The sequence below is a fragment of the Anaerotruncus rubiinfantis genome (genome assembly GCF_900078395.1).
Lineage (GTDB): Bacteria > Bacillota > Clostridia > Oscillospirales > Ruminococcaceae > Anaerotruncus > Anaerotruncus rubiinfantis.
In genome coordinates this window covers 541,878-560,142 of the sequence record NZ_FKLA01000009.1, presented here as the reverse complement: position 1 = coordinate 560,142, position 18,265 = coordinate 541,878, and the positions used below count along the sequence as shown (strand labels likewise).

The 18,265-nt window shown below is 54.5% G+C and carries 14 protein-coding genes and 2 pseudogenes; 8 read left to right on the top strand and 8 right to left on the bottom strand.

Annotated features, from left to right (window positions below):
• Window positions 1-106 precede the first annotated feature (106 nt).
• Complete coding sequence (locus tag BN4275_RS08065) at window positions 107-442, bottom strand: hypothetical protein (protein WP_066456506.1); 336 nt, start codon at window positions 440-442, stop codon at window positions 107-109.
• Between the two features lie 855 nt (window positions 443-1,297).
• Here BN4275_RS08065 and BN4275_RS17475 point away from each other — a divergent pair.
• A complete protein-coding gene (locus tag BN4275_RS17475) occupies window positions 1,298-1,477 on the top strand; it encodes a hypothetical protein (RefSeq protein ID WP_118479083.1) in 180 nt (59 codons plus the stop codon).
• A 233-nt stretch (window positions 1,478-1,710) separates the two neighbouring features.
• Here BN4275_RS17475 and alr read toward each other — a convergent pair whose 3' ends face one another.
• From alr to BN4275_RS08045, 3 genes are all read right to left on the bottom strand, one after another.
• A complete protein-coding gene (gene alr, locus BN4275_RS08055) occupies window positions 1,711-2,862 on the bottom strand; it encodes an alanine racemase (protein WP_066456502.1) in 1,152 nt (383 codons plus the stop codon).
• A gap of 70 nt (window positions 2,863-2,932) precedes the next feature.
• The gene (locus tag BN4275_RS08050) at window positions 2,933-3,922 is read right to left on the bottom strand and encodes a dihydrodipicolinate synthase family protein (RefSeq protein WP_066456500.1); all 990 of its coding nucleotides are present in this window, start codon (window positions 3,920-3,922) and stop codon (window positions 2,933-2,935) included.
• Window positions 3,923-3,940: 18 nt separating this feature from the next.
• Entirely contained in the window at window positions 3,941-5,113 is a 1,173-nt protein-coding gene (locus BN4275_RS08045; protein ID WP_066456498.1) for a pyridoxal phosphate-dependent aminotransferase, read from the bottom strand.
• A gap of 270 nt (window positions 5,114-5,383) precedes the next feature.
• Between BN4275_RS08045 and BN4275_RS08040 the strand changes: the two genes are divergently transcribed.
• A complete protein-coding gene (locus BN4275_RS08040) occupies window positions 5,384-6,088 on the top strand; it encodes a FadR/GntR family transcriptional regulator (protein WP_066456496.1) in 705 nt (234 codons plus the stop codon).
• An 87-nt stretch (window positions 6,089-6,175) separates the two neighbouring features.
• On the opposite strand, the pseudogene BN4275_RS17685 reads toward BN4275_RS08040, so the two are convergent.
• Window positions 6,176-6,330: pseudogene (locus BN4275_RS17685) on the bottom strand (transposase); the annotation flags it as partial.
• A 506-nt stretch (window positions 6,331-6,836) separates the two neighbouring features.
• On the opposite strand from BN4275_RS17685, the gene BN4275_RS08035 reads away from it, so the two are divergent.
• The 5 genes from BN4275_RS08035 (at window position 6,837) to BN4275_RS08015 (ending at window position 12,762) form a co-directional block, all read left to right on the top strand.
• Window positions 6,837-8,021 (top strand): mandelate racemase/muconate lactonizing enzyme family protein, encoded by a 1,185-nt coding sequence (locus BN4275_RS08035; RefSeq protein WP_066460288.1) that lies wholly within the window; start codon window positions 6,837-6,839, stop codon window positions 8,019-8,021.
• A gap of 56 nt (window positions 8,022-8,077) precedes the next feature.
• Window positions 8,078-9,169 carry a TRAP transporter substrate-binding protein gene (locus tag BN4275_RS08030; protein ID WP_066456488.1) on the top strand — a complete coding sequence of 364 codons (1,092 nt, stop codon included), beginning with the start codon at window positions 8,078-8,080 and terminating at the stop codon, window positions 9,167-9,169.
• Window positions 9,170-9,258: 89 nt separating this feature from the next.
• The gene (locus BN4275_RS08025; RefSeq protein WP_066456477.1) at window positions 9,259-9,828 is read left to right on the top strand and encodes a TRAP transporter small permease; all 570 of its coding nucleotides are present in this window, start codon (window positions 9,259-9,261) and stop codon (window positions 9,826-9,828) included.
• A gap of 3 nt (window positions 9,829-9,831) precedes the next feature.
• Window positions 9,832-11,106: a TRAP transporter large permease gene (locus BN4275_RS08020; protein ID WP_066456474.1), complete on the top strand. Its 1,275-nt coding sequence runs from the start codon at window positions 9,832-9,834 to the stop codon at window positions 11,104-11,106.
• Between the two features lie 144 nt (window positions 11,107-11,250).
• The gene (locus BN4275_RS08015; RefSeq protein ID WP_066456471.1) at window positions 11,251-12,762 is read left to right on the top strand and encodes a CoA-acylating methylmalonate-semialdehyde dehydrogenase; all 1,512 of its coding nucleotides are present in this window, start codon (window positions 11,251-11,253) and stop codon (window positions 12,760-12,762) included.
• Between the two features lie 131 nt (window positions 12,763-12,893).
• Here BN4275_RS08015 and BN4275_RS08010 read toward each other — a convergent pair.
• The 3 genes and pseudogenes from BN4275_RS08010 to dctP all read right to left on the bottom strand — a co-directional run.
• Window positions 12,894-13,120: pseudogene (locus BN4275_RS08010) on the bottom strand (transposase); the annotation flags it as partial.
• Window positions 13,121-13,438: 318 nt separating this feature from the next.
• Window positions 13,439-14,575 (bottom strand): PucR family transcriptional regulator, encoded by a 1,137-nt coding sequence (locus BN4275_RS08005; RefSeq protein ID WP_154018850.1) that lies wholly within the window; start codon window positions 14,573-14,575, stop codon window positions 13,439-13,441.
• Entirely contained in the window at window positions 14,556-16,652 is a 2,097-nt protein-coding gene (dctP, locus tag BN4275_RS08000) for a TRAP transporter substrate-binding protein DctP (protein WP_066456462.1), read from the bottom strand. Before dctP ends, BN4275_RS08005 begins: the two co-directional genes overlap by 20 nt.
• A gap of 439 nt (window positions 16,653-17,091) precedes the next feature.
• Here dctP and BN4275_RS07995 point away from each other — a divergent pair, with 439 nt between their 5' ends.
• Window positions 17,092-18,153: a TRAP transporter substrate-binding protein gene (locus tag BN4275_RS07995; protein ID WP_066456459.1), complete on the top strand. Its 1,062-nt coding sequence runs from the start codon at window positions 17,092-17,094 to the stop codon at window positions 18,151-18,153.
• Window positions 18,154-18,265: the final 112 nt, after the last annotated feature.

The window sequence follows — 18,265 nt, the reverse complement described above, 5'->3', positions numbered from 1 at the left end:
ATATCTATTGCTATTATAGCACAAATCCGTGCGCACAGAAATGATGGGTTATCTGTGTAGTCCCTTAAAAGCCGTATTTATAAAGAGACTCAATAACGTCCTCTGCTTATTCGTCACCTTCCGTAAAATGGATTTCTGCAATATCCAGCAGATCTTCAATCAGTTCAACTGCGAACTCTGAGAGATGATGCGATTCGACAATTGGGGGGAAATCGCTTGGGAGGTCAGCATCCAGAGACTCATAGAGGGTGGATAGGATTACCTTCAGCACAGCTTCGTTTTCGATGCCGCTCAATTCATCCACCATTCGGAGCAACCACATAAGGTGGAAAGGGTATGGTTCCTGGTCGTCGTTAACCATTGCGTTGTAGATCCGTTCCGATTCAATCCCCGCAAGGCAGTTGAGGTACCGTTCAGGGGTTTGATTTGCCAGTTCATTCATCTTTCTGATCCTTCTTTCCTTTTGATTTTAGAGGGTACCGCAAGCATATAAAAAAGAGGTTGCTAAATCTAGCACCTCTTTGAACGGAAATTTTTCTTTCTGTTTGACAGCACTCGTCGAATGAGCTATATTGTATCACAGTCAATACTCTTCGGGTTTGAAACCCGAAGAATTGCAAAGTTTCTGTGTACTGGCGTTATTTAAGGTTGGTTTTTCGACTTTTGAACGACAGTCATTTTTGACAGCTATTTGGGCTGTTTCTTTTGGACTGTTGGGTTTGCCGTCATTTTTGCCGTTCCTTTGAACCTTCGAAATTTGCTCATCCCCGACGAAAAATGTCTGTAGAGTCGCTAAAAATGCGACAGAATTGGGCTGGATAGACAGCCACGGACAACTTTCTACGAGCTCATAACCCGAAGGTCGTAGGTTCAAATCCTGCCTCCGCAACCACTGGAAAGTGGCTTGAACAGTTGGTTCAAGCCACTTTCTTCTTTTTCTATGACTGCCAAAATAAGTTTGACAGTCATTTTCGCCCGAAACCGCTAAAGGCAGTCCCAAACGGAAATTTCACGTTTGGGTATGCGGACACCTCTGCAAAGAGCTGACCAGATGTGATTTCGAGGTTCACGGATGAAAAAAACCTCATCAATGACCGGTTGCTGGAAGCGGCCATGCTTGATATCGATTTGTATATCGCAGTACATACCAACGGGCGTAATGGCTCCGCTCGCGGCATCCTCGTTCTGACGGAATTAACCGGAGCGAAATCATGGAAGGCAGCTGGGACCCTTTACAATAAGTTGGCGCGGATCTATCCGGATCAGAAGAACTTCTATAGCCCAGGCGTGGTCAGCGGTGGGGCGAAAGGCTGTATTTTCACAACGCCGCGCGAAGGAATTCACCCTCAAGAAGCCCATCGCGGCGGGAATAGGAATCACACCCGAAGTTGAAACGGCGGTCGAAGCTGCTATCATCAACGCGGTTGCCTTCCTTCCCCAAACGCACGACGGCCAAAGCGATATTATCCGGGATTAAAAGGAAGAATTTCCGTATTTCTAAGAAAAAATAAAACTCAGAGGTTGCCTTTGTCGGCCTCCTCTTTTTGCTTTATGTGTCCAAACGTTTCTAATCCTTCTTACTAACTCACAGCTTGTACCCGTATATAAAAAGCCTTGCGGCAGTAACGGGAAGCGGCGATCGCAATGCGATGCCGCTTCCCGTTTTAAGGAGATAGAAATAGGCAAAATGTTTAAGAGGTTCTTAAAAATTCAGTCACGGGCCACGATTTTTCCGCCGCGCAGGTAAAAGCGCGGAACCCGGGTGCCGATCACCGCACTCAGTTCAGGCGCGGAACCGGGATAGCTCGCGGTAATCTCGTACGGGGAGAGAAAGACGCCGCTGTCCTCACCGAAAATTGTGACCACATCGCCTATTTTTGCCTCGGGCACATCGGTGATGTCCAGAAAGCACAGGTCCATGCAGATCTTCCCGACGAGGGTGACCCGTTTGCCATGCAGCAGCATCTGCGCACGGTTCGAGGCGCTGCGATGAATCCCGTCGACAAATCCAAACGGGATGATTGCAACGATGGTTGGCCGCTCACAGGTGAATAGGCGGTTGTACCCGATCGTGTCGCCCGGATCGAGCTGCTTGATCGAAAGGATGCGGGCGCGCACCTGCATGACCGGTTTCAGCTCCACGCCGCAGCCGAACGGATTGAAGCCGCAGAGCAGGGTACCCACCCGGACCATGTCGTAGCGCGCCTCGGGGAAGCGTAAACTGACCGGGCTGTTTGCGCAGTGGCGCAGCAGCTTCAGCCCGCGGGCTTCGAGCGCTTCGGCATAGGCGCGATAGTTTGCGAGCTGCCCCATGGTGAAGGCGTCTTCCGCCGGATCGCCGCCGGATGCGAAGTGGGTGAATACGCCGGTCAGTTCGATACCGGGCAGGGCCGCGATCTGCATCGTCTCGTCGACGCATTGGGCAAGATTTTTCGAGACCATCATACCGTAACGGCACATCCCGGTGTCAACCTTCATATGTGCCCGTACCGTCTTCCCGACGCTGCGGGCCGCTTTGGAGATCTCCCGCGCGTAGGCGTAGTCGAGCATCGGGATGGTCAGATTGTTGTCGATTGCAATTTTGGTGTGTTCCGGGCAGATTGGCCCGAGCAACAGCATTTCCGCTGTTATACCCTTTTCCCGCAGTTCCATGGCCTCCTCGATGGTGGCAAGCCCCATCCAGCGGCATCCGGCTTCCTCCAGGGAACGGGCCGCGGTGATTGCGCCGTTCCCGTAGAAGTTGCCCTTGATCACCGCCATGACCGTACAGCCCGGACCCACCAGATCGCTCAGAGTCCGGTAGTTATAGTCGAGGTTATCGAGAGAGATTTCAGCCCAGGTACGGTCGTGCTCATATTTCATAGGCGTTACGCTCCTTACTGTATCCGCCCGCGGAACAAGCGCTTGTTCCGCGGGCGGTTTGGGGTCCGGATCAGACCAGCTTGAGGGCGCGCAGGATCTCTTTGAGTTCATCCCGCTCCTTGTCGTTGAGGCCGGTGAGCGGCAGTCGCATATGTCCGCCCGGCAGGCCCATCAGGCGCATGGCCTCCTTGAGCACGCCGAAACGCACATTACCTTCGCCGTAGATCGAGCCGCCCGGCTTGGTGGCAACGCCAGTGTCGCCGCGCGCGGCGGCGCAGCGGCCCACGAAGGAATAATACGGGTCCATCATATTAAGCAGCGAACGGATCTCGTCGAAATCGTAACGCTGTGCCGCTTCGTACATTTTGATCGGATATTCCGGGAAAAAGTTGCCGAACGGGGTGACCAGGCCGTCCGCGCCGTACGGGAACTGATAGGCGTACCACTGCTCGCCGAAGCCGCTGTGGATCGAAACGTCGGTGCCTTTGAGCGCCTTGACCATCGAGTTGAAGAGCATCAGGTGCGGGGTGTTCTCCTTGACGCCGCAGATCTTGCCGCCGAAATCATCAATCATCTTGCGCATCAGCTTGCCGTTGATCCAGGACTGGGAGAAGGCAGGATTGTTATAGACGATGATACCAATATCGACTGCCTCTGCAATATGTTTATAATGCTCGTACATGCCCTCCGGGGTCGGGACGAAATAATACGGATGAATGATCTGTACGCCGTCGGCGCCGACCTCCTGCGCAAATTTGCACATTTTAACCGTTTCATAGGTACTTGCACGGCCGGCGCCCGCGATGACCGGATGCGCGCCCGCAACCTCTTCGACACAGGTCTTGAGGACCGTCTTGTGCTCCTCTTCGCTCATCGAAGCGAATTCACCGTTGCTTCCGCACGGGGTGATCGTGCATTCGACATTCTTGACCTTATCGAGGGTGAACCGCAGGTTCTCGCGGTAGGAATCAATCCGGAGAGTACCGTCCTCATCGAATGGGGTCACATTTACAAAGCAAACGCCCTTCATATGTTTTTTCAGTTCAGCAGGTGTCATCATGACAAATTTTCCTCCTTGTTATTTTATTAAGCGTGTAAGCATATCTTCCAACCGGGCGATGAATTCCCGCAGGTTTTCCATGCTGCTTGCGTAAGAAATCCGGATATTCGTATCATAGAAGGAATCGAAAGCGGTTCCGGGGACGACCGCAACCCCGGCGTCGGCGAGCAGCCGTTCGGCAAATTCCCTGCCTCCCAACCCGCCGCGAACGACGTTGGGATAGATATAGAAGGTTCCCTTCGGCGCCGCACAGGGGATACCGAGTCGTTCGAAAGCGTCCAGCAGAAGCCTGCGGCGCTGGCTGTACTGCGCAAGCATCCGCGCGCAGGCTTCTGCGCCGTTTTTAAGCGCCTCGACGCCGGCATATTCCGCGATGATGTTCGAGCTGGACATCGAATACTGATGGATCTTCACCATGGGAAGGATGAACTCCTTTGGCGCGGCGATGTAAGCCAGCCGCCAGCCGGTCATCGCATAAGCCTTGGAGAAGCCGTTGATCGTGAGGGTGCGTTCGCGCATCCCATTGATCGAACCGATCGAGACATGCTCTGCGCCGTCATAAAGCAGCTTCTCATAAACTTCGTCCGAAAGGACTAGGAAATCCTTTTCGATTGCAAGCTGTGCGATCTGCTCAATCAGTTCGCGCGGATAAACCGCGCCGGTCGGGTTGCAGGGGCTGTTGAGGATGAGCAGCTTTGTCTTGTCGGTAACTGCCTTGCGCAGGTCGTCGATGTCCGGCAGCCAGCCGCCCGATTCCCCGGCATGCACCAGCACGCTTTTCGCGCCGACGATGCGGGCAAGCTGCAGATAGGCGATGTAAGCTGGCTCGACGATGATCACCTCGTCGCCCGGATCGAGCAGGGCACTGAAAACGAGGTAGAGTCCTTCGGCGCAGCCGGAGGTAACCAGCACCTCGGTTTCGGGATCGTAGGCGATCCCGTTTTCTGTTTGCAGCTTCTCAGCAATGGCGTTTCGCAGCGCGGGAATGCCGCGGTTCGGAGCGTAATGGGTTTGGCCGCGGTCGAGCGCGGCCTTTGCGCTGGCGATGATATTTTCAGGCGTGGTGAAATCGGGTTCTCCCAAATGCAGGCGGATCACATCGCGTCCCTGATCCTCCAGGACCTTGATCTTCTCACCGATCCCACGGATCCGTGAAAGCTCGACGTGGTCCAAATGACCGCTTACACGCATAAATTCCCTCCTCTGTAGTTGAATTGCACCAGACATGACACATGACATGTTTTGCCTTGATTATAGCATTGATAATCGAATTGTCAAGGTCAAATGGAAAAAAGATTTTGTCGACGATCCCCAAAATAAAATTTCAACACAAAATTTTGCAGGTAGACTTGCAAAATACAAAATCATCATGTATGATAAACATTGATATGACATGTCTAACGGCGAGCTGCGAGCTCCTGAAAAGACGAAAAATCAGTTATAAAGGAAGTATCTGGAGCTATGGCCAGACCGTTATTATCAGAAAAAGTAGCAGATAAAATCAAGCAGATGATCATTCATGGGGAACTTCCGACCGGGGAGCAGATCCCAAGCGAACAGGAGCTTTCCCAGCGGCTCAATGTTAGCGTGCGCACCGTTCGCGAGGCGGTGAAGGCGCTGGTGTCCTGTAATATCCTTGAGATCCAGCGCGGGATCGGCACCTTCACCTGTGCGGATCCCGGGCTCGGGGACGACCCGTTCGGTTTTGAATTCATGGATACGAACGCGCTGTATCCCGACCTGGTTGAAATCCGGCTGATCCTTGAGCCGGAAATCTTTGTGCTGGCCGCCCACCGCGGCACGCAGGCGGAATTCGAGGCTGCCGCCGCTGTCCTCGAACAGGTGCGCATCGCCAACGAAAAGCTCGGACAGGGCGACAATGCCGACGAACTGATCGAACGGTTCTGGACCTACGATATGCAGTTCCATCAGTTGATCTATCAGGCAAGCCACAACGCCGTTGCCAATCGGATGCTTCCGCTGATCACAAAAACGCTCTATCAGCTTTACCGCAGTGAGCTTTTCCGGAAATGGCGCAAATCGAAGAATTTTTACAGCCGTCACCAGATGATCTTTGAGGCGGTCCTGCGCAAAAACGACGAGGAGATCCGCAAGCTCTGTCGGGCGCATATCTCCTCCGGTACGACCGAAGGCGGCCTGCTTTAAGCGGCTTGATCCAGCCATCCCCCTGGCTAAGCCGGAGGTTTGCGTAAGCCCTAGAAGGGCTTACGACGGACAATCCCACTAAATTGTTGGTATACTTATGAGTATGTGGATGTGATCCGGACATGCAGTCGCCTCTATGATTCTCCCCTTTTCTGCCCACATAGTTTCCCGAGAATTTCTCCTATATTCGCTTTGATTTCTCGAAATATCACTTGACTGCGATATTTCAGAGCAAATACTATGTGGTCGTGACAGTTCTACTTCGTATGCTTTAAACTGTCTATGTCTTTCTCTGTTATAAAAAAGACCTCCCCGATGTTTTGTTAGGTTGGCAAACCTTAACTTTAATCCATCGGGGAGGTTTTTTTGTCCATAAATAAAGCCCTTCCTTTCCACTGGCGGAGCCGGTGGTTGCCGTATGAACAGGAAAACTGCGTGGATCTCTTTGCAGCCATGCGGTTTTTTGTTTTTTTATTTCTACGGAAATTTTCTGCAATTTGTCACAATATTTCGTGTTCCCTTTTAGGTATTAGTCATAATAAATAAAATTATCATTATAATTATAAAAAATTTATTGACTTCTTCAAATTCCGCGCTTATAATCTAGACATGACATATGACATGAGACGCAATAACCAACCCACACGCGCAATCCCATTGGCAAAGATGCCTTTTCGCACCGACCGGTGTCCTGCAAAAACCCGAACAAAAATAATCGGAGATGACGATGCAGAAAGGATCAAAATTTATGAAGATTACCAAGGTTGAAGTACTCCGCGTCAAAACCAATCGACCCAGCTGGCGGCCGATATTCTGCCGCATCCACACCGACGAGGGCATCTATGGCGACGGCGAGGCCGCAATGGCTTATGACACCGGCGCGCCGGCGGCCTACGCAATGATCAAGGATCTGGCCCCGATGATCATCGGCATGGACCCGATGCAGACCGAATGGATCTGGGAGCGGTTCTTCCGCACCACCTTCTGGGGCCTCAACGCCGGCCCGGTCATGTATTCGGCAATCGCCGCGATCGACATCGCCCTCTGGGACATCAAAGGCAAGGCCTACAACCGCCCGATCCATGAGCTTCTGGGCGGCAAACGCCGCGATTCGGTCCGCTGCTACGCCAGCCAGCTTCAGTTCGGCTGGAAATGGGGACAGATGCTCCATGAACGCCAGCTCAAACCGGAACAGTACGCCGACGTCGCCAAAGAGGCGGTCGCGGAAGGTTATGACGCGCTGAAATATGACTTCTTCTCGTTCGACGAAGAAGGCAACACCATCACGGTGGAGGAATACACCCGCCTGCTCCAGCCCAAATACCTTGCGATGATCGAGCGCCGCGTCGCGGCCGTGCGTGAAGCGGTCGGCCCGATGGTGGACCTCATCGCCGAATGCCACTGCCGGCTCGACGCACAGAGCGCTGTGCAGGTTGCAAACCTCATTGAAAAATACAACATCCTCTATTTCGAAGAGTGCACGATCCCTTCCCCCGAACTGACCAAATATGTGTCCGACCGCATCAATATCCCGCTGGCCGGCGGCGAGCGCATCTACACCCGCTGGCAGTTTCGGCCCTACTTCGAGAACGCTTCGCTGCAGGTTATCCAACCGGATATTGGAAACTGCGCGGGACTCACCGAAGTGCGCAAGATCTGCGACATGGCGCATGCCTACGACATTAGCGTCCAGCCGCATACCTGTGCCAGCCCGCTTTCCACCTCGCTGGCGCTGCACCTTGAGGCGGTCATCCCGAACTTCATCATCCATGAGCATCACTGCAACAACCGCATGAAGTTTAACCACGGACTGACCAAATATAACCCGCAGCCTGTCAACGGCCGTTTCGAGATCCCGAACGAACCGGGCATCGGCAACGAGATCTCCGAAGAGGCGTTCAGCCGTGCGGAGGAGTACGCGGTAATCGAATAAGCGTTTAGGACAAGGAGATAAAGTACACCCGAAACCCACATTTAAGGAGGATAAAAATGAAACGTATTATCGCGATTGCCCTGACTATCTGCATGATGCTGGCCATCTTCGCCGGTTGTTCCTCCGGGTCCGGAAACAATGCCACAGCGCCCGCGGGATCCACCGCAGCATCCGCGCAGAACGCGGCCGCGGACAACGCTGAAACCATCGTCATACGCGTCAACAGCGCCATCAAATCCTCAACCGTCGAAGAGACTGCGAACGGACTCGGAATCCTCCAGTTCGTCGATAAGGTTCGCGAGCGCACCGACGGCAAATATGAGATCAAACTCTTCATGGACAGCCAGCTCGGCGGTTCCTCCGAACAGGTCGTCGGCGGCCTGCAGAGCGGCGCGTTCGAGATGTGCACCCTGGCACTTGGAAGCTTCGGCGAATATACCAACGCCTTCATGCCGATGAACTTCCCCTACATGTTTTCCTCCGAAGAGGTCATCCACAAGGTGGTTGACGGCGAAGTCGGCCAGCGTATGCGCGACGACTGTATCGCCGACACAGGCATCCGCCCGCTCGCATTCACCGAGCTCGGCTTCCGCCATATGACCAACTCAAAACGCGTCATCAAATCCCCTGCGGACGTAAAGGGCCTGAAGATCCGCACAATGAACGACCCCTACCAGATTTCGGCGATGGAATCGCTGGGCGCAGCCGTCACCCCGACCGCCTATTCCGAACTGTTCACCGCGCTGCAGCAGGGCGTGGTCGACGGACAGGAAAACCCCTGCCAGAATATCTGGACCGAGAAATTCTATGAGGTTCAGGATTACATGACCCTGACAAAACATACATACACCCTGCAGATGCTCGGCATCGCGGAATCCTACTTCCAGTCGCTGCCCGTGGACGTGCAGGAAATCCTGCTCGAAGAGGGCCGCAACTGTGAAATCCGCAACCGTGAAGAGCTCGAAGCGATCGACAATGCACAACTCGAAGAGCTGCGGAAGGTGATGGAGGTCACCGAACTGACACAGGAGGAGTTTGACGCTTTCCGTGAGGCCGCTTCCACCTCCTGGGGGCCCGCGAAGGAGGCCATGGGCGAAGAATATTTTAACCTCCTGATGTCCGAAGTGGAAAAGTACGAGAAGGAATAATCCAGATTCAAAACGTACAGGCGGGAACAGGCCGCCCGACAGCGCGGCCTGTTCCCCAAAAGACAATCGAAAGGAGGTAGTCGTCCAACATGGAATCCAAAAAGAAAATCTTTTGGAATGAGTTCATCAACCGGTTTGAGCTTTATATCGGGGCGGTGCTGTTTCTGGCCATGATGGTGCTGCTCACATGGCAGGTCGTCACGCGCTATCTCGCCCGTGCCATTACCTGGACTGAAGAACTCTCCTGCATCATGCTGGTGTGGATGAGCTATCTGGGTTTTGCAGGCGCCATCACCACCAGAAAGCACCTGCGTATCGATGCCTTTGTAAACGCACTGCCTTTTAAGGTAAAAAAGATCGTCCTGATCCTCTCGAACCTCATCAACGCCGCGTTTGCGGCGATGCTGATCTCCCCGATGTACAATGTCATGATGAGCTTCCAGAAGATCGATGCGACCTCTCCCATCCTCAAGATTCCAAAAGTGTTCACTTTCAGCATTCTGCCGGTCAGTATGATCCTCATCCTGATCCGTACTCTTCAGGAATGTGCGCGGTTGGCCGGCGAGGAGGAAAAGACTCTGGGCGTTGGGAAACCGGCGCTTGATCTGGACGCCATCGCGCGGGAAGGTGAAATGGAACGAGAAGGGAGGGAGGCATAGCTTATGGCAATACTCTTTGGAACCATGGCTGTCTGTCTCCTGTTAGGCGTGCCGATCGGCGCGGCCATTGGAGCAGCCATCCTGATGCTCAATCTTCTGCAGCCGTTCACGACGATGGAATATATCACTCAGTACATGTATTCCGGCGTCAGTTCGTTCACGTTGCTTGCGCTGCCGTTTTTCATCATCTCGGGTAACCTGATGGATACCGGCGGCATCTCCAAACGGCTGATTAAAATTGCCAACAGCCTGATCGGAAACGTTGTCGGTGGACTGGGTACGGTCACCGTTCTGGCCTGTATGTTCTTCGGAGCGATCTCCGGTTCGGCAAACGCCACCGTCGCGGCGATCGGCATCATCATGATCCCGCAGATGGTCCGTGCGGGCTACAACAAATACTATGCGGTCGCCCTGGTCACCGTGGCCGGCGGTCTCGGCTGCGTCGTGCCGCCCAGCTATCCGCTGGTTATCTACGGCGTCACGAACAACCAGTCGATCAGCGACCTGTTCCTGGCCGGTATCGGTCCGGCGCTTCTGGTCGGCGGCATGCTGATACTCGTCAACTACTGCATCAGCCGCAAATACGGCTGGAAGGGTTCCGGCGAACCGGTCAGCATCAAACGGTTCTTTATTGCGCTCAAGGATGGTATCTGGGCAATCTTCATGCCGATCATCATCCTGGGCGGCATCTACGGCGGTATCTTCACTGCCACCGAAGCCGCGGTTGTCGCCACCGTCTACAGCATCCTGGTGGGCATCTTTATCTACCGCGAGCTGACTCTTAAAAAGATCTGGAAGATGTTCTTCGACACCACTGCGGCGATGGGCGGCATGAACTACACGATGGCCACCGCCGGAGCGCTCAGTTCGGTGTTCGTATATCTCGGATTTGGTGAAAAGGTGCAGAATTTCTTTTTCGGCATCTCGGACAGCACCTTTGTCATCATGCTGATTATCTTTGCGATCCTGTTTATTGTCGGTATGTTTGTCCAGACAACCCCAACTATCATCATTGTTTCCCCAATCCTTCTGCAGATTGTCACTCCGCTGGGGATCCACCCGATTCAGTTTGGTCTGGTCATGACCCTTTCGCTCTGCATCGCATTCGTCACGCCTCCGGTTGCGTCCAACCTCTTCGTTGCACAGTCGATGACCGGCCTTGACGTTGGAGGCATTACCAAATGGGCCCTCCCGTTCATCCTGGTGCTCTTTGTTGCAATGGCGCTGGTCGCATTCTTCCCAATGTTCAGCATGGGAATCCTGGCGCTCTTCCGATAATTTTATTTGATATCTCCCAAAACCATTTACCCTTGAATTACCCCCAAAAGGAAAAGAGTTGCTTTGGCTCTTTTCCTTTTGGAGCGGTTTTCTGCGGCTGTTTTGCCGCGGTGATACATCATTAATAGTAGTGAGGCGATAACAATGTCTGAAATAAAAACCCTGCGGCCCTACATCAACGGTCAGTATGTCCAGTCTAAAACGGAGAAATATACCGACGCGTTTAACCCAAGCACCGGAGAGGTGATCGCGAAGGTGCCCTGCTGTACCCCGGATGAGGTGGAATCGGCGGTGGCAAGCGCGAAGGCAGCCTTCCCGGGCTGGTCGGCGACGCCGGTCGCAAAGCGGGTACAGATCCTGTATAAACTGCGGGAGCTGATCGTGGAGCATATGGATGAGCTGACCTATCTGGTCGCGCTCGAGAACGGCAAGAACTGGTCGGAGGCGCAGGGGGACGTGCTGAAGGCCAAAGAGGGAACCGAACAGGCGATCGCGGCACCCAGCCTGATGATGGGTGAAAGCCTGATGGATGCCTCAAAGGGATACGACACGGTGCTCTATCGGGAACCGCTGGGTGTCTTTGCGGGAATCGTGCCGTTCAACTTCCCAGCGATGATCCCAATGGGCTGGATGACGCCGATCTGCATCGCCTGCGGCAACACGATCGTGCTGAAAGCGGCGACCTTTACGCCGCAGTCGGCGCTGCGGTTCGCGGAGCTTTATCAGGAAGCCGGGCTTCCGGACGGAGTCATCAACATCATAACCTGCTCGCGGCATGAGGCGGAGATCCTTCTGCGGCATCCGGACGTCAAGGGCATCACCTTCGTCGGATCGACATCGGTTGGCATGCACATCTATTCGACTGCGGCCGCGACCGGCAAGCGGGTACAGGCGCTCTGCGAGGCCAAAAACCACGCGCTGGTGCTGGACGACGCGCCGGTGGCGCGTGTGGCGGCGGGAATCATCAACTCGGCGTTCGGCTGCGCGGGCGAGCGATGCATGGCGCTGCCGGTCGTGGTGGTGCAGGAAAGGATTGCCGATAAGCTGGTGGCGGCGCTCGTGGAACAGGCAAAGAAGCTGAAGCTCGGCCCGGCATATGACAAGGAGACAAACCTGGGGCCCGTGATCAACGCGGAGCATAAGAAATCGGTGATCGAGTGGATCAATAAGGGGCTCGAAGAGGGCGCGCAGATGGTTCTGGACGGCCGGGAAGCGATCGTACCGGGTTTTGAGAACGGCTTCTACCTCGGACCAACCATCCTGGATCATGTGAAACCGGGCATGACGGTGGGCGACCGCGAGATCTTCGGACCGGTGCTCTGCATCAAGCGGGTCAAGACCTTCGAAGAAGGCCTGGAACTAATGAATGCGAACCCGTTTGCGAATGGATCGGTGATCTTCACACAGAACGGTCATTATGCACGGGAATTCGTGCGGCATACCGACGGCGGCATGGTCGGGGTAAACGTGGGGATCCCGGTGCCGATCGGGATGTTCCCGTTCACCGGGCACAAAAACTCGTTTATCGGGGACCTGCACTGCCTGGGCAAGGACGGCTATCGGTTCTACACCGAGACGAAGGCGGTCACGACCCGATGGTTCGACGAGGAAGAGAGCAAGAACACGGTGGTCTCCACCTGGGACGGTACCATCTGATTTTTACAGATAAGCAGTACAAAAATAAGTACCCCCGGCGTAGCTGGGGGTATTTTACATGCGGGCAAAGCCCTCGATTTCTCGCTTACACCTCAAACGTGTAATACGGTCTGCCAGCTTCGCAGAGATTGTTACTTTCCGCCTGTAAACGGGCTAACCTCACTCACCGTTAACTGCTCACCCAGATGATCTTCTTTTAACTGGTTTTTGATATATTCCGCTATTCGGCTTGTGTTTTTCCCGCCGTGTCTACATCGTATCCACGACACCAAAATCCCCGACTTCTATACTTGTATTTCAACTCGCCGAATTGCTCATATAGCATCGTGCTGCTTTTCCCTTTGTGGTATCCCATGAAACGATGTCCTTCAGACCCACCTGAATATCCTTCCTTTGTCATTTTCGCCTCCATTATTGGCAGTAGCCTCCTTTTGAACCACTCGCCTAGCGAGTGGTTTTCTTTATACAATAAAGAGAGGCTGCTTTGCAGCCTCTCTTTTACCAAAGTAAAGTTTGAGCCGATGCCGTCTGCCGCACAAGCATCGGTGGTACTGTATGCATCCGTATCGCGCCAGAGCACCAGAACGAACAGATTGCAGCTCTTAAGGAATTATGAGCGTATATATCTAGCCTTTTACCGAACCAAGGCGATGCGGCTTCCCGTTTTGTAGCGGGCTCAGCCGCCGCTGGCTGGGATGGAATCCCAGTGATAAAGGTGCAGATAGATATTCAGCACCATCAGGGTAAAATAATCGCTGTCGCGGTTGACCGGGTCAAGGCGCAGCGTTTTGCGGATTTGGCGAAGACGGAAAGCAAGGGTATTGCGGTGGATATACAGCGTGCAGGCGACCTTATCAAGCGCCATCTGATGGCGCACCAGGGCGTCGATTGTCTCAGCCATCCAAGAGGAACGTTCAATGACTTTGACCTGGCTGGCAAAAAAATGATCGAGCACCTTGGGCGGCAGCTGGGAAATCTCGGTTTCGAGCAGGTAATCGTCGTAAAAGTGAACCATCTGGTCACGGCCGAATCTTTTGGCAAACATCAGCGTCTTTTGGGCGATGGTCAAACAGGCGACGTAGCGCCGGATTTCCTGCACCGGGGGGCTGACGCTGACCTTTGCACAAATATGGTATTGGGTCTGTAACAGGGTGCACAGTTCCCCCAGAGATGGCGCGAAACGCTCACGCAGGGTGCCGTCCTGCGGGCGGCCGAGAGCCTTGCAGATTGCAATCTGGTGGTCGTTGCCCCAGCCGATGATATCCTGCTCCGAAAAGAACGGCAGTTGGCGGATTTCGGCGGGAAGGCCAAGCATCGCGCTGTCAAGCAGCCGGTCGCTGGCTTCGGCGGCACTCAGTTCGATTAGAAGGATCACCCGCGGCAATTCAAGATCATAGCCCTGTGCCTTGGCGCTGCGGGTAACATAGGAAACGTCCTCGTCGCTCGAGATACTGAACAGCGATTTGAGCAGTACCGAGCAGGGTGCGTTTTCGATGCCGAGTTTCCAGCGGATACTCTCCTGTTCCTGAAGGATTTTTATATAATTTTTGGCGAAGGCGTAGAGGGTATCCGGGTCCTGAATATCGGAAATTTTACCGTCAAAGGCTACCGCGCCGTGGCTGGGCACCGGGATGGCGGCGGTGAAATGGCTGCCGCGGAGAATTTTGGGCGGATGCGGGCTGGCCGAAAGCCGCCTGCTGGGCGACCCGGGATAGCTGCAAATGCGTTTGCCTGTGGTATCAAAGACAGCCACCTCCAGCTGCGGATAGGTTTCCAGCAGCTTTTGGGTGATCTCATACATCAAATGATCCATCCAGCAATTCCCCTCCTTCCTCGGTTTTCTGCAAAAAGTCCAGATAGAGCTGGCGATAGCTGGAGGACAGAATAAATTCTTTTGCCGCGCGCCGCCAGGGGAGGCTTTCCTTCTGGGAGGGGATGTGGATACCCACCCCTTTTTCCAGGATGGCCGGCTTGGCCGCCGCGGTGATATGATAAAACGAACTGCTGTTCCACGTAACCGTCTGCTGGATCGAGCGGGAAAGGGTCTGCTGCTCACTGACCGAAAAGCGGTTCCAAAAACGCGAGGAGGTCAGCAGGACGTTGCTGTCAAACAGCATATTTAACTCAAGCAGATTGCGATGGGATTCATACAGCCGCATATCATAAAAATTCTGGTAGGGATTTTCCTGCACATCGACCAGCGCGCTGTCAATTGCGTCGGTCAGCTTGTCGTAGCTGATGTAGCAGGGTTCCGCCCCCAGATAACGGATGAACGCATCCAGCAGCGGTTTTCGCATAATCCGCACGCTGCGCCCGTTGAGGTCTTGCGGCTGGCGGATGGGCAGCTCTGAGCGGGAGGTAAAATAACGCCAGCCCATGCTCCAGAAGGCCAGCCCATAAAAGCCGCTGTCCTGCAGCGGCGCTAGCAGCTGCTGCCCCACAGGGCCATTGAGGATTTGGATGGCCTGATGGGGCGAGGGAAACAGGAACGGCACGTCCACAATCGAAATGGCATCACCCAGCAGCGGCAGCAGCATCCCCGCCTGGCCAACGCAGAAGTCAATCTTGTCCTGCCGGAGCATCTCCAACAGCAGGGCGTTATTGCCGGAAAGCCCCACCGTCTGCACCTCGAGCTGGATGGCGCCGTCACTGTTGCGGGAGATACACTCGGCTAGCCAGTCATAAAGCTGCGTGAGGATGCTCTTGCCCCGGATGATTGAGCCGGCGCGGATGATCGTCCTGCGGCGGTGAAAGAGCGCATACTGCCGCGCCGTGACCCGGTCCTGCCGGTTTTTGGCCGGGTCCAATTTGGTTAAAGTATCCATCTTGCTGTACCGCTGCAACAGGGTGTTGCGGTGCAGGCACATCGCCCGGGCGGTCTCCTGAAAATTCATGTTGTAGCGCGAAAGGGCGCACAGCGTCTGCGGCAGGTTGGAACGGCTGCCTGTCAGTGGGGCGAGCGGGGCAAATTTTTCAGCAAAATAACTGTCTGGCAGCAGGCTGAACAGGTAATCGGCAATATGGTCGGTTACAAAAAGGATCCCGCGGTCCTCGATATCAAAAAAATCGAAGTGGTTTGCGATAAAACAGGCTTCCTCATAGCTGTTGCGGATCTCGGCAAGTTCGTTGTAGCAGCTGCCAATGCTGACCCGGAACTGCCCGCCGTCCATTCGCTGCATCATGGCGAGCACCGCCTGCGCAAAGGTGTACAGGTATTCCTCCGGGAAATCGCTCATTTCGGGCGGGATCATCTTGAGCAGCACGATCCGTTTGAGGTTGAGCAGGTCGAAGATGTCATCAAAATGGTAGCCGGGCGCCATCGCGATGGTTTTGGAAAAAAGGTCCTTGCGGCTGACAAGCGGCGTCTCGCGGCGCTCTCCCAGCTCCTGCAGGGAGTCGTCCAGCGGGTCGAAGAGCATGACCACCCGGTTGGCCGAGACGGGATACTGCCGGCGGATGGCCTGCTCGCGCAGCGCCACATTCTGATAAGCGTTCGAAAACAGGATCTCCCGCACAAACGAAAGGTGCTCATCCGACTCGAAAAACAGCTGGGCATGCAGGTTATGTTCCTGCAGCAGCAACAGCAGCAGGGTACGCACCGGCGCAAGCAGACCGTCTTGCCCGGCAGCCTCCATAAACAGCAGGATGCACAGCGGCTGCTGGTCCTCACCCTTGAGCACCGCGTATTGCGCGCCATACGAACCGGCAATCTGCCCGCTGCGCGCGGGGTCGTCCAAACATTGCCGCACCACCATCTGCGCGAAAGGAGCGCGAATCGGATGGGTGCAGGCCAGCGGCTGCCCTTGCGGGCTGAAGAGCGCCACCGGGCAGGGCATACATTCGGATAGATATTTTGCACAATTCAGATAAATCTGAGAATCCAGCTGCATAGAATCCCCTCCCCGTTTGCGCCATCTCCCGCCCTGGCAAATGTGTGCAATCTACATCAAATTTTTATTATTTACAAAAAAAATTTCTGCAATACTACTAAAATAGTGGGCATCTGTTTCTATTATACGGGCAATCCAGCCAAAAAACAAGCGGGGGAATGACTTTTATGGGCACTCAGCACAGGAATCAGACGAAAAAATAATGATTATTGACATTTTTACGAGAAATCGCTTGGAAATGGCCCGAAATACACAAAGAATCAGTGGGGGTTTTGTGAAAAATTCGCCGAATTTACAGGCTTATGGATGTTCAGCACAATTTTATGATGTGGTTAATTGACCCACTTGACCGTTTACTTTTACTTCCGGATCACGCTAGAATAAATTTGTTAAGGGGCGCAGAACCTCTGCGGCTCCAAAAAAGAAGGAGGAAATGAAAATGAAAAGAGGACTCTCTCTGATCCTTGCACTGATGGTTAGCTGTTCGATGCTCCTGTCGGGTTGCGGGGCCCCGGCCAGCAGCACGGCGGTTTCCGCCCCGGCGGACGCGGCCAGCGGCGAGGCCGACCACACCCAGGGTGATCCGGTCACCATCAAAATCGCGCATGTTTCGGCCGATGGAGTGCCCATCGACGAGTTTTGCGACAAACTGGTGGAGGACTTTGACAACCTGACCGGCGGACGGATCACCGTGCAGGTGTTCCCGGCATCCCAGATGGGCAACAACAGTGAACTGCTCGAACAGCTGCAGTTTGGCACGCTGGAGATGTGTATCTCCTCGGTCGCTTTCCTGGGCGCGTTCACCGACACCACCACCCTGCTCGACCTGCCCTACCTCTTTAAAAACGAGGCCGCAGCCGAGGAGGTTCTGGACGGCGAGGTCGGCCAGTCGATGTTCGCCGATCTGGAGAACTCCGGTTTCCACGGACTGGCGTGGCTCTCGACCGGCTGGCGCCACCTGACCGCCAACAAGGAGATCCACAAACCGGCTGATCTCGCGGGTCTGAAAATCCGTGTGATGGAAAACCAGATGCACATCGCCCATTTCAACGCGCTGGGCGCGTCGGCTGTCCCGATGGCCTTCTCTGAGCTGTACACCGCGCTGCAGAACGGCACGATGGACTGCCAGGAGAACCCGTGGGCCAATATTGACGGCAACCGCCTGTATGAGGTACAGAAGTATATCATTGAGACCGGACACATCTATGACACCTCCCCGCTGCTTGCCTCCAAGTCCTGGTGGGATACCCTGTCCGCAAGCGATCAGGAGCTGATCACCCAGGTGATCACCGAGGGGCTAGCCTGGGAGCGTGAGCTGAGCGCAAGCAACCAGGACGAACTGCGCGAGAAGATCGGCAGCAACGGCACCAACCAGGTCATCCAACTGACCGATGAGGAACGCCAGGCGTTCCGCGATGCGGCGCAGCCGGTCTACGACGAGTACGGCGCACCCATCCAGGATCTGATCGACACCGTTGAGGCGGTCAACGCGAAATACTAAGTTTTTTCGGTAACTCGCGGGTGGCTTTTCTCAAAAAAGCCACCCGATTTCTTCTCTATCATCTTTATCGCCACATGCGTCCCACGATCCGCGCCGCATGTGGCCCTTTTTC

Coding starts and splice junctions, on each gene's coding strand:
- BN4275_RS08015 (WP_066456471.1), top strand. CDS start 11,251: ATGTCTGAAATAAAAACCCTGCGGCCCTACATCAACGGTCAGTATGTC.
- alr (WP_066456502.1), bottom strand. CDS start 2,862: ATGAAATATGAGCACGACCGTACCTGGGCTGAAATCTCTCTCGATAAC.
- BN4275_RS08040 (WP_066456496.1), top strand. CDS start 5,384: ATGGCCAGACCGTTATTATCAGAAAAAGTAGCAGATAAAATCAAGCAG.
- dctP (WP_066456462.1), bottom strand. CDS start 16,652: ATGCAGCTGGATTCTCAGATTTATCTGAATTGTGCAAAATATCTATCC.
- BN4275_RS07995 (WP_066456459.1), top strand. CDS start 17,092: ATGAAAAGAGGACTCTCTCTGATCCTTGCACTGATGGTTAGCTGTTCG.
- BN4275_RS08065 (WP_066456506.1), bottom strand. CDS start 442: ATGAATGAACTGGCAAATCAAACCCCTGAACGGTACCTCAACTGCCTT.
- BN4275_RS08005 (WP_154018850.1), bottom strand. CDS start 14,575: ATGGATCATTTGATGTATGAGATCACCCAAAAGCTGCTGGAAACCTAT.
- BN4275_RS08045 (WP_066456498.1), bottom strand. CDS start 5,113: ATGCGTGTAAGCGGTCATTTGGACCACGTCGAGCTTTCACGGATCCGT.
- BN4275_RS08025 (WP_066456477.1), top strand. CDS start 9,259: ATGGAATCCAAAAAGAAAATCTTTTGGAATGAGTTCATCAACCGGTTT.
- BN4275_RS08035 (WP_066460288.1), top strand. CDS start 6,837: ATGAAGATTACCAAGGTTGAAGTACTCCGCGTCAAAACCAATCGACCC.
- BN4275_RS08020 (WP_066456474.1), top strand. CDS start 9,832: ATGGCAATACTCTTTGGAACCATGGCTGTCTGTCTCCTGTTAGGCGTG.
- BN4275_RS08050 (WP_066456500.1), bottom strand. CDS start 3,922: ATGATGACACCTGCTGAACTGAAAAAACATATGAAGGGCGTTTGCTTT.
- BN4275_RS08030 (WP_066456488.1), top strand. CDS start 8,078: ATGAAACGTATTATCGCGATTGCCCTGACTATCTGCATGATGCTGGCC.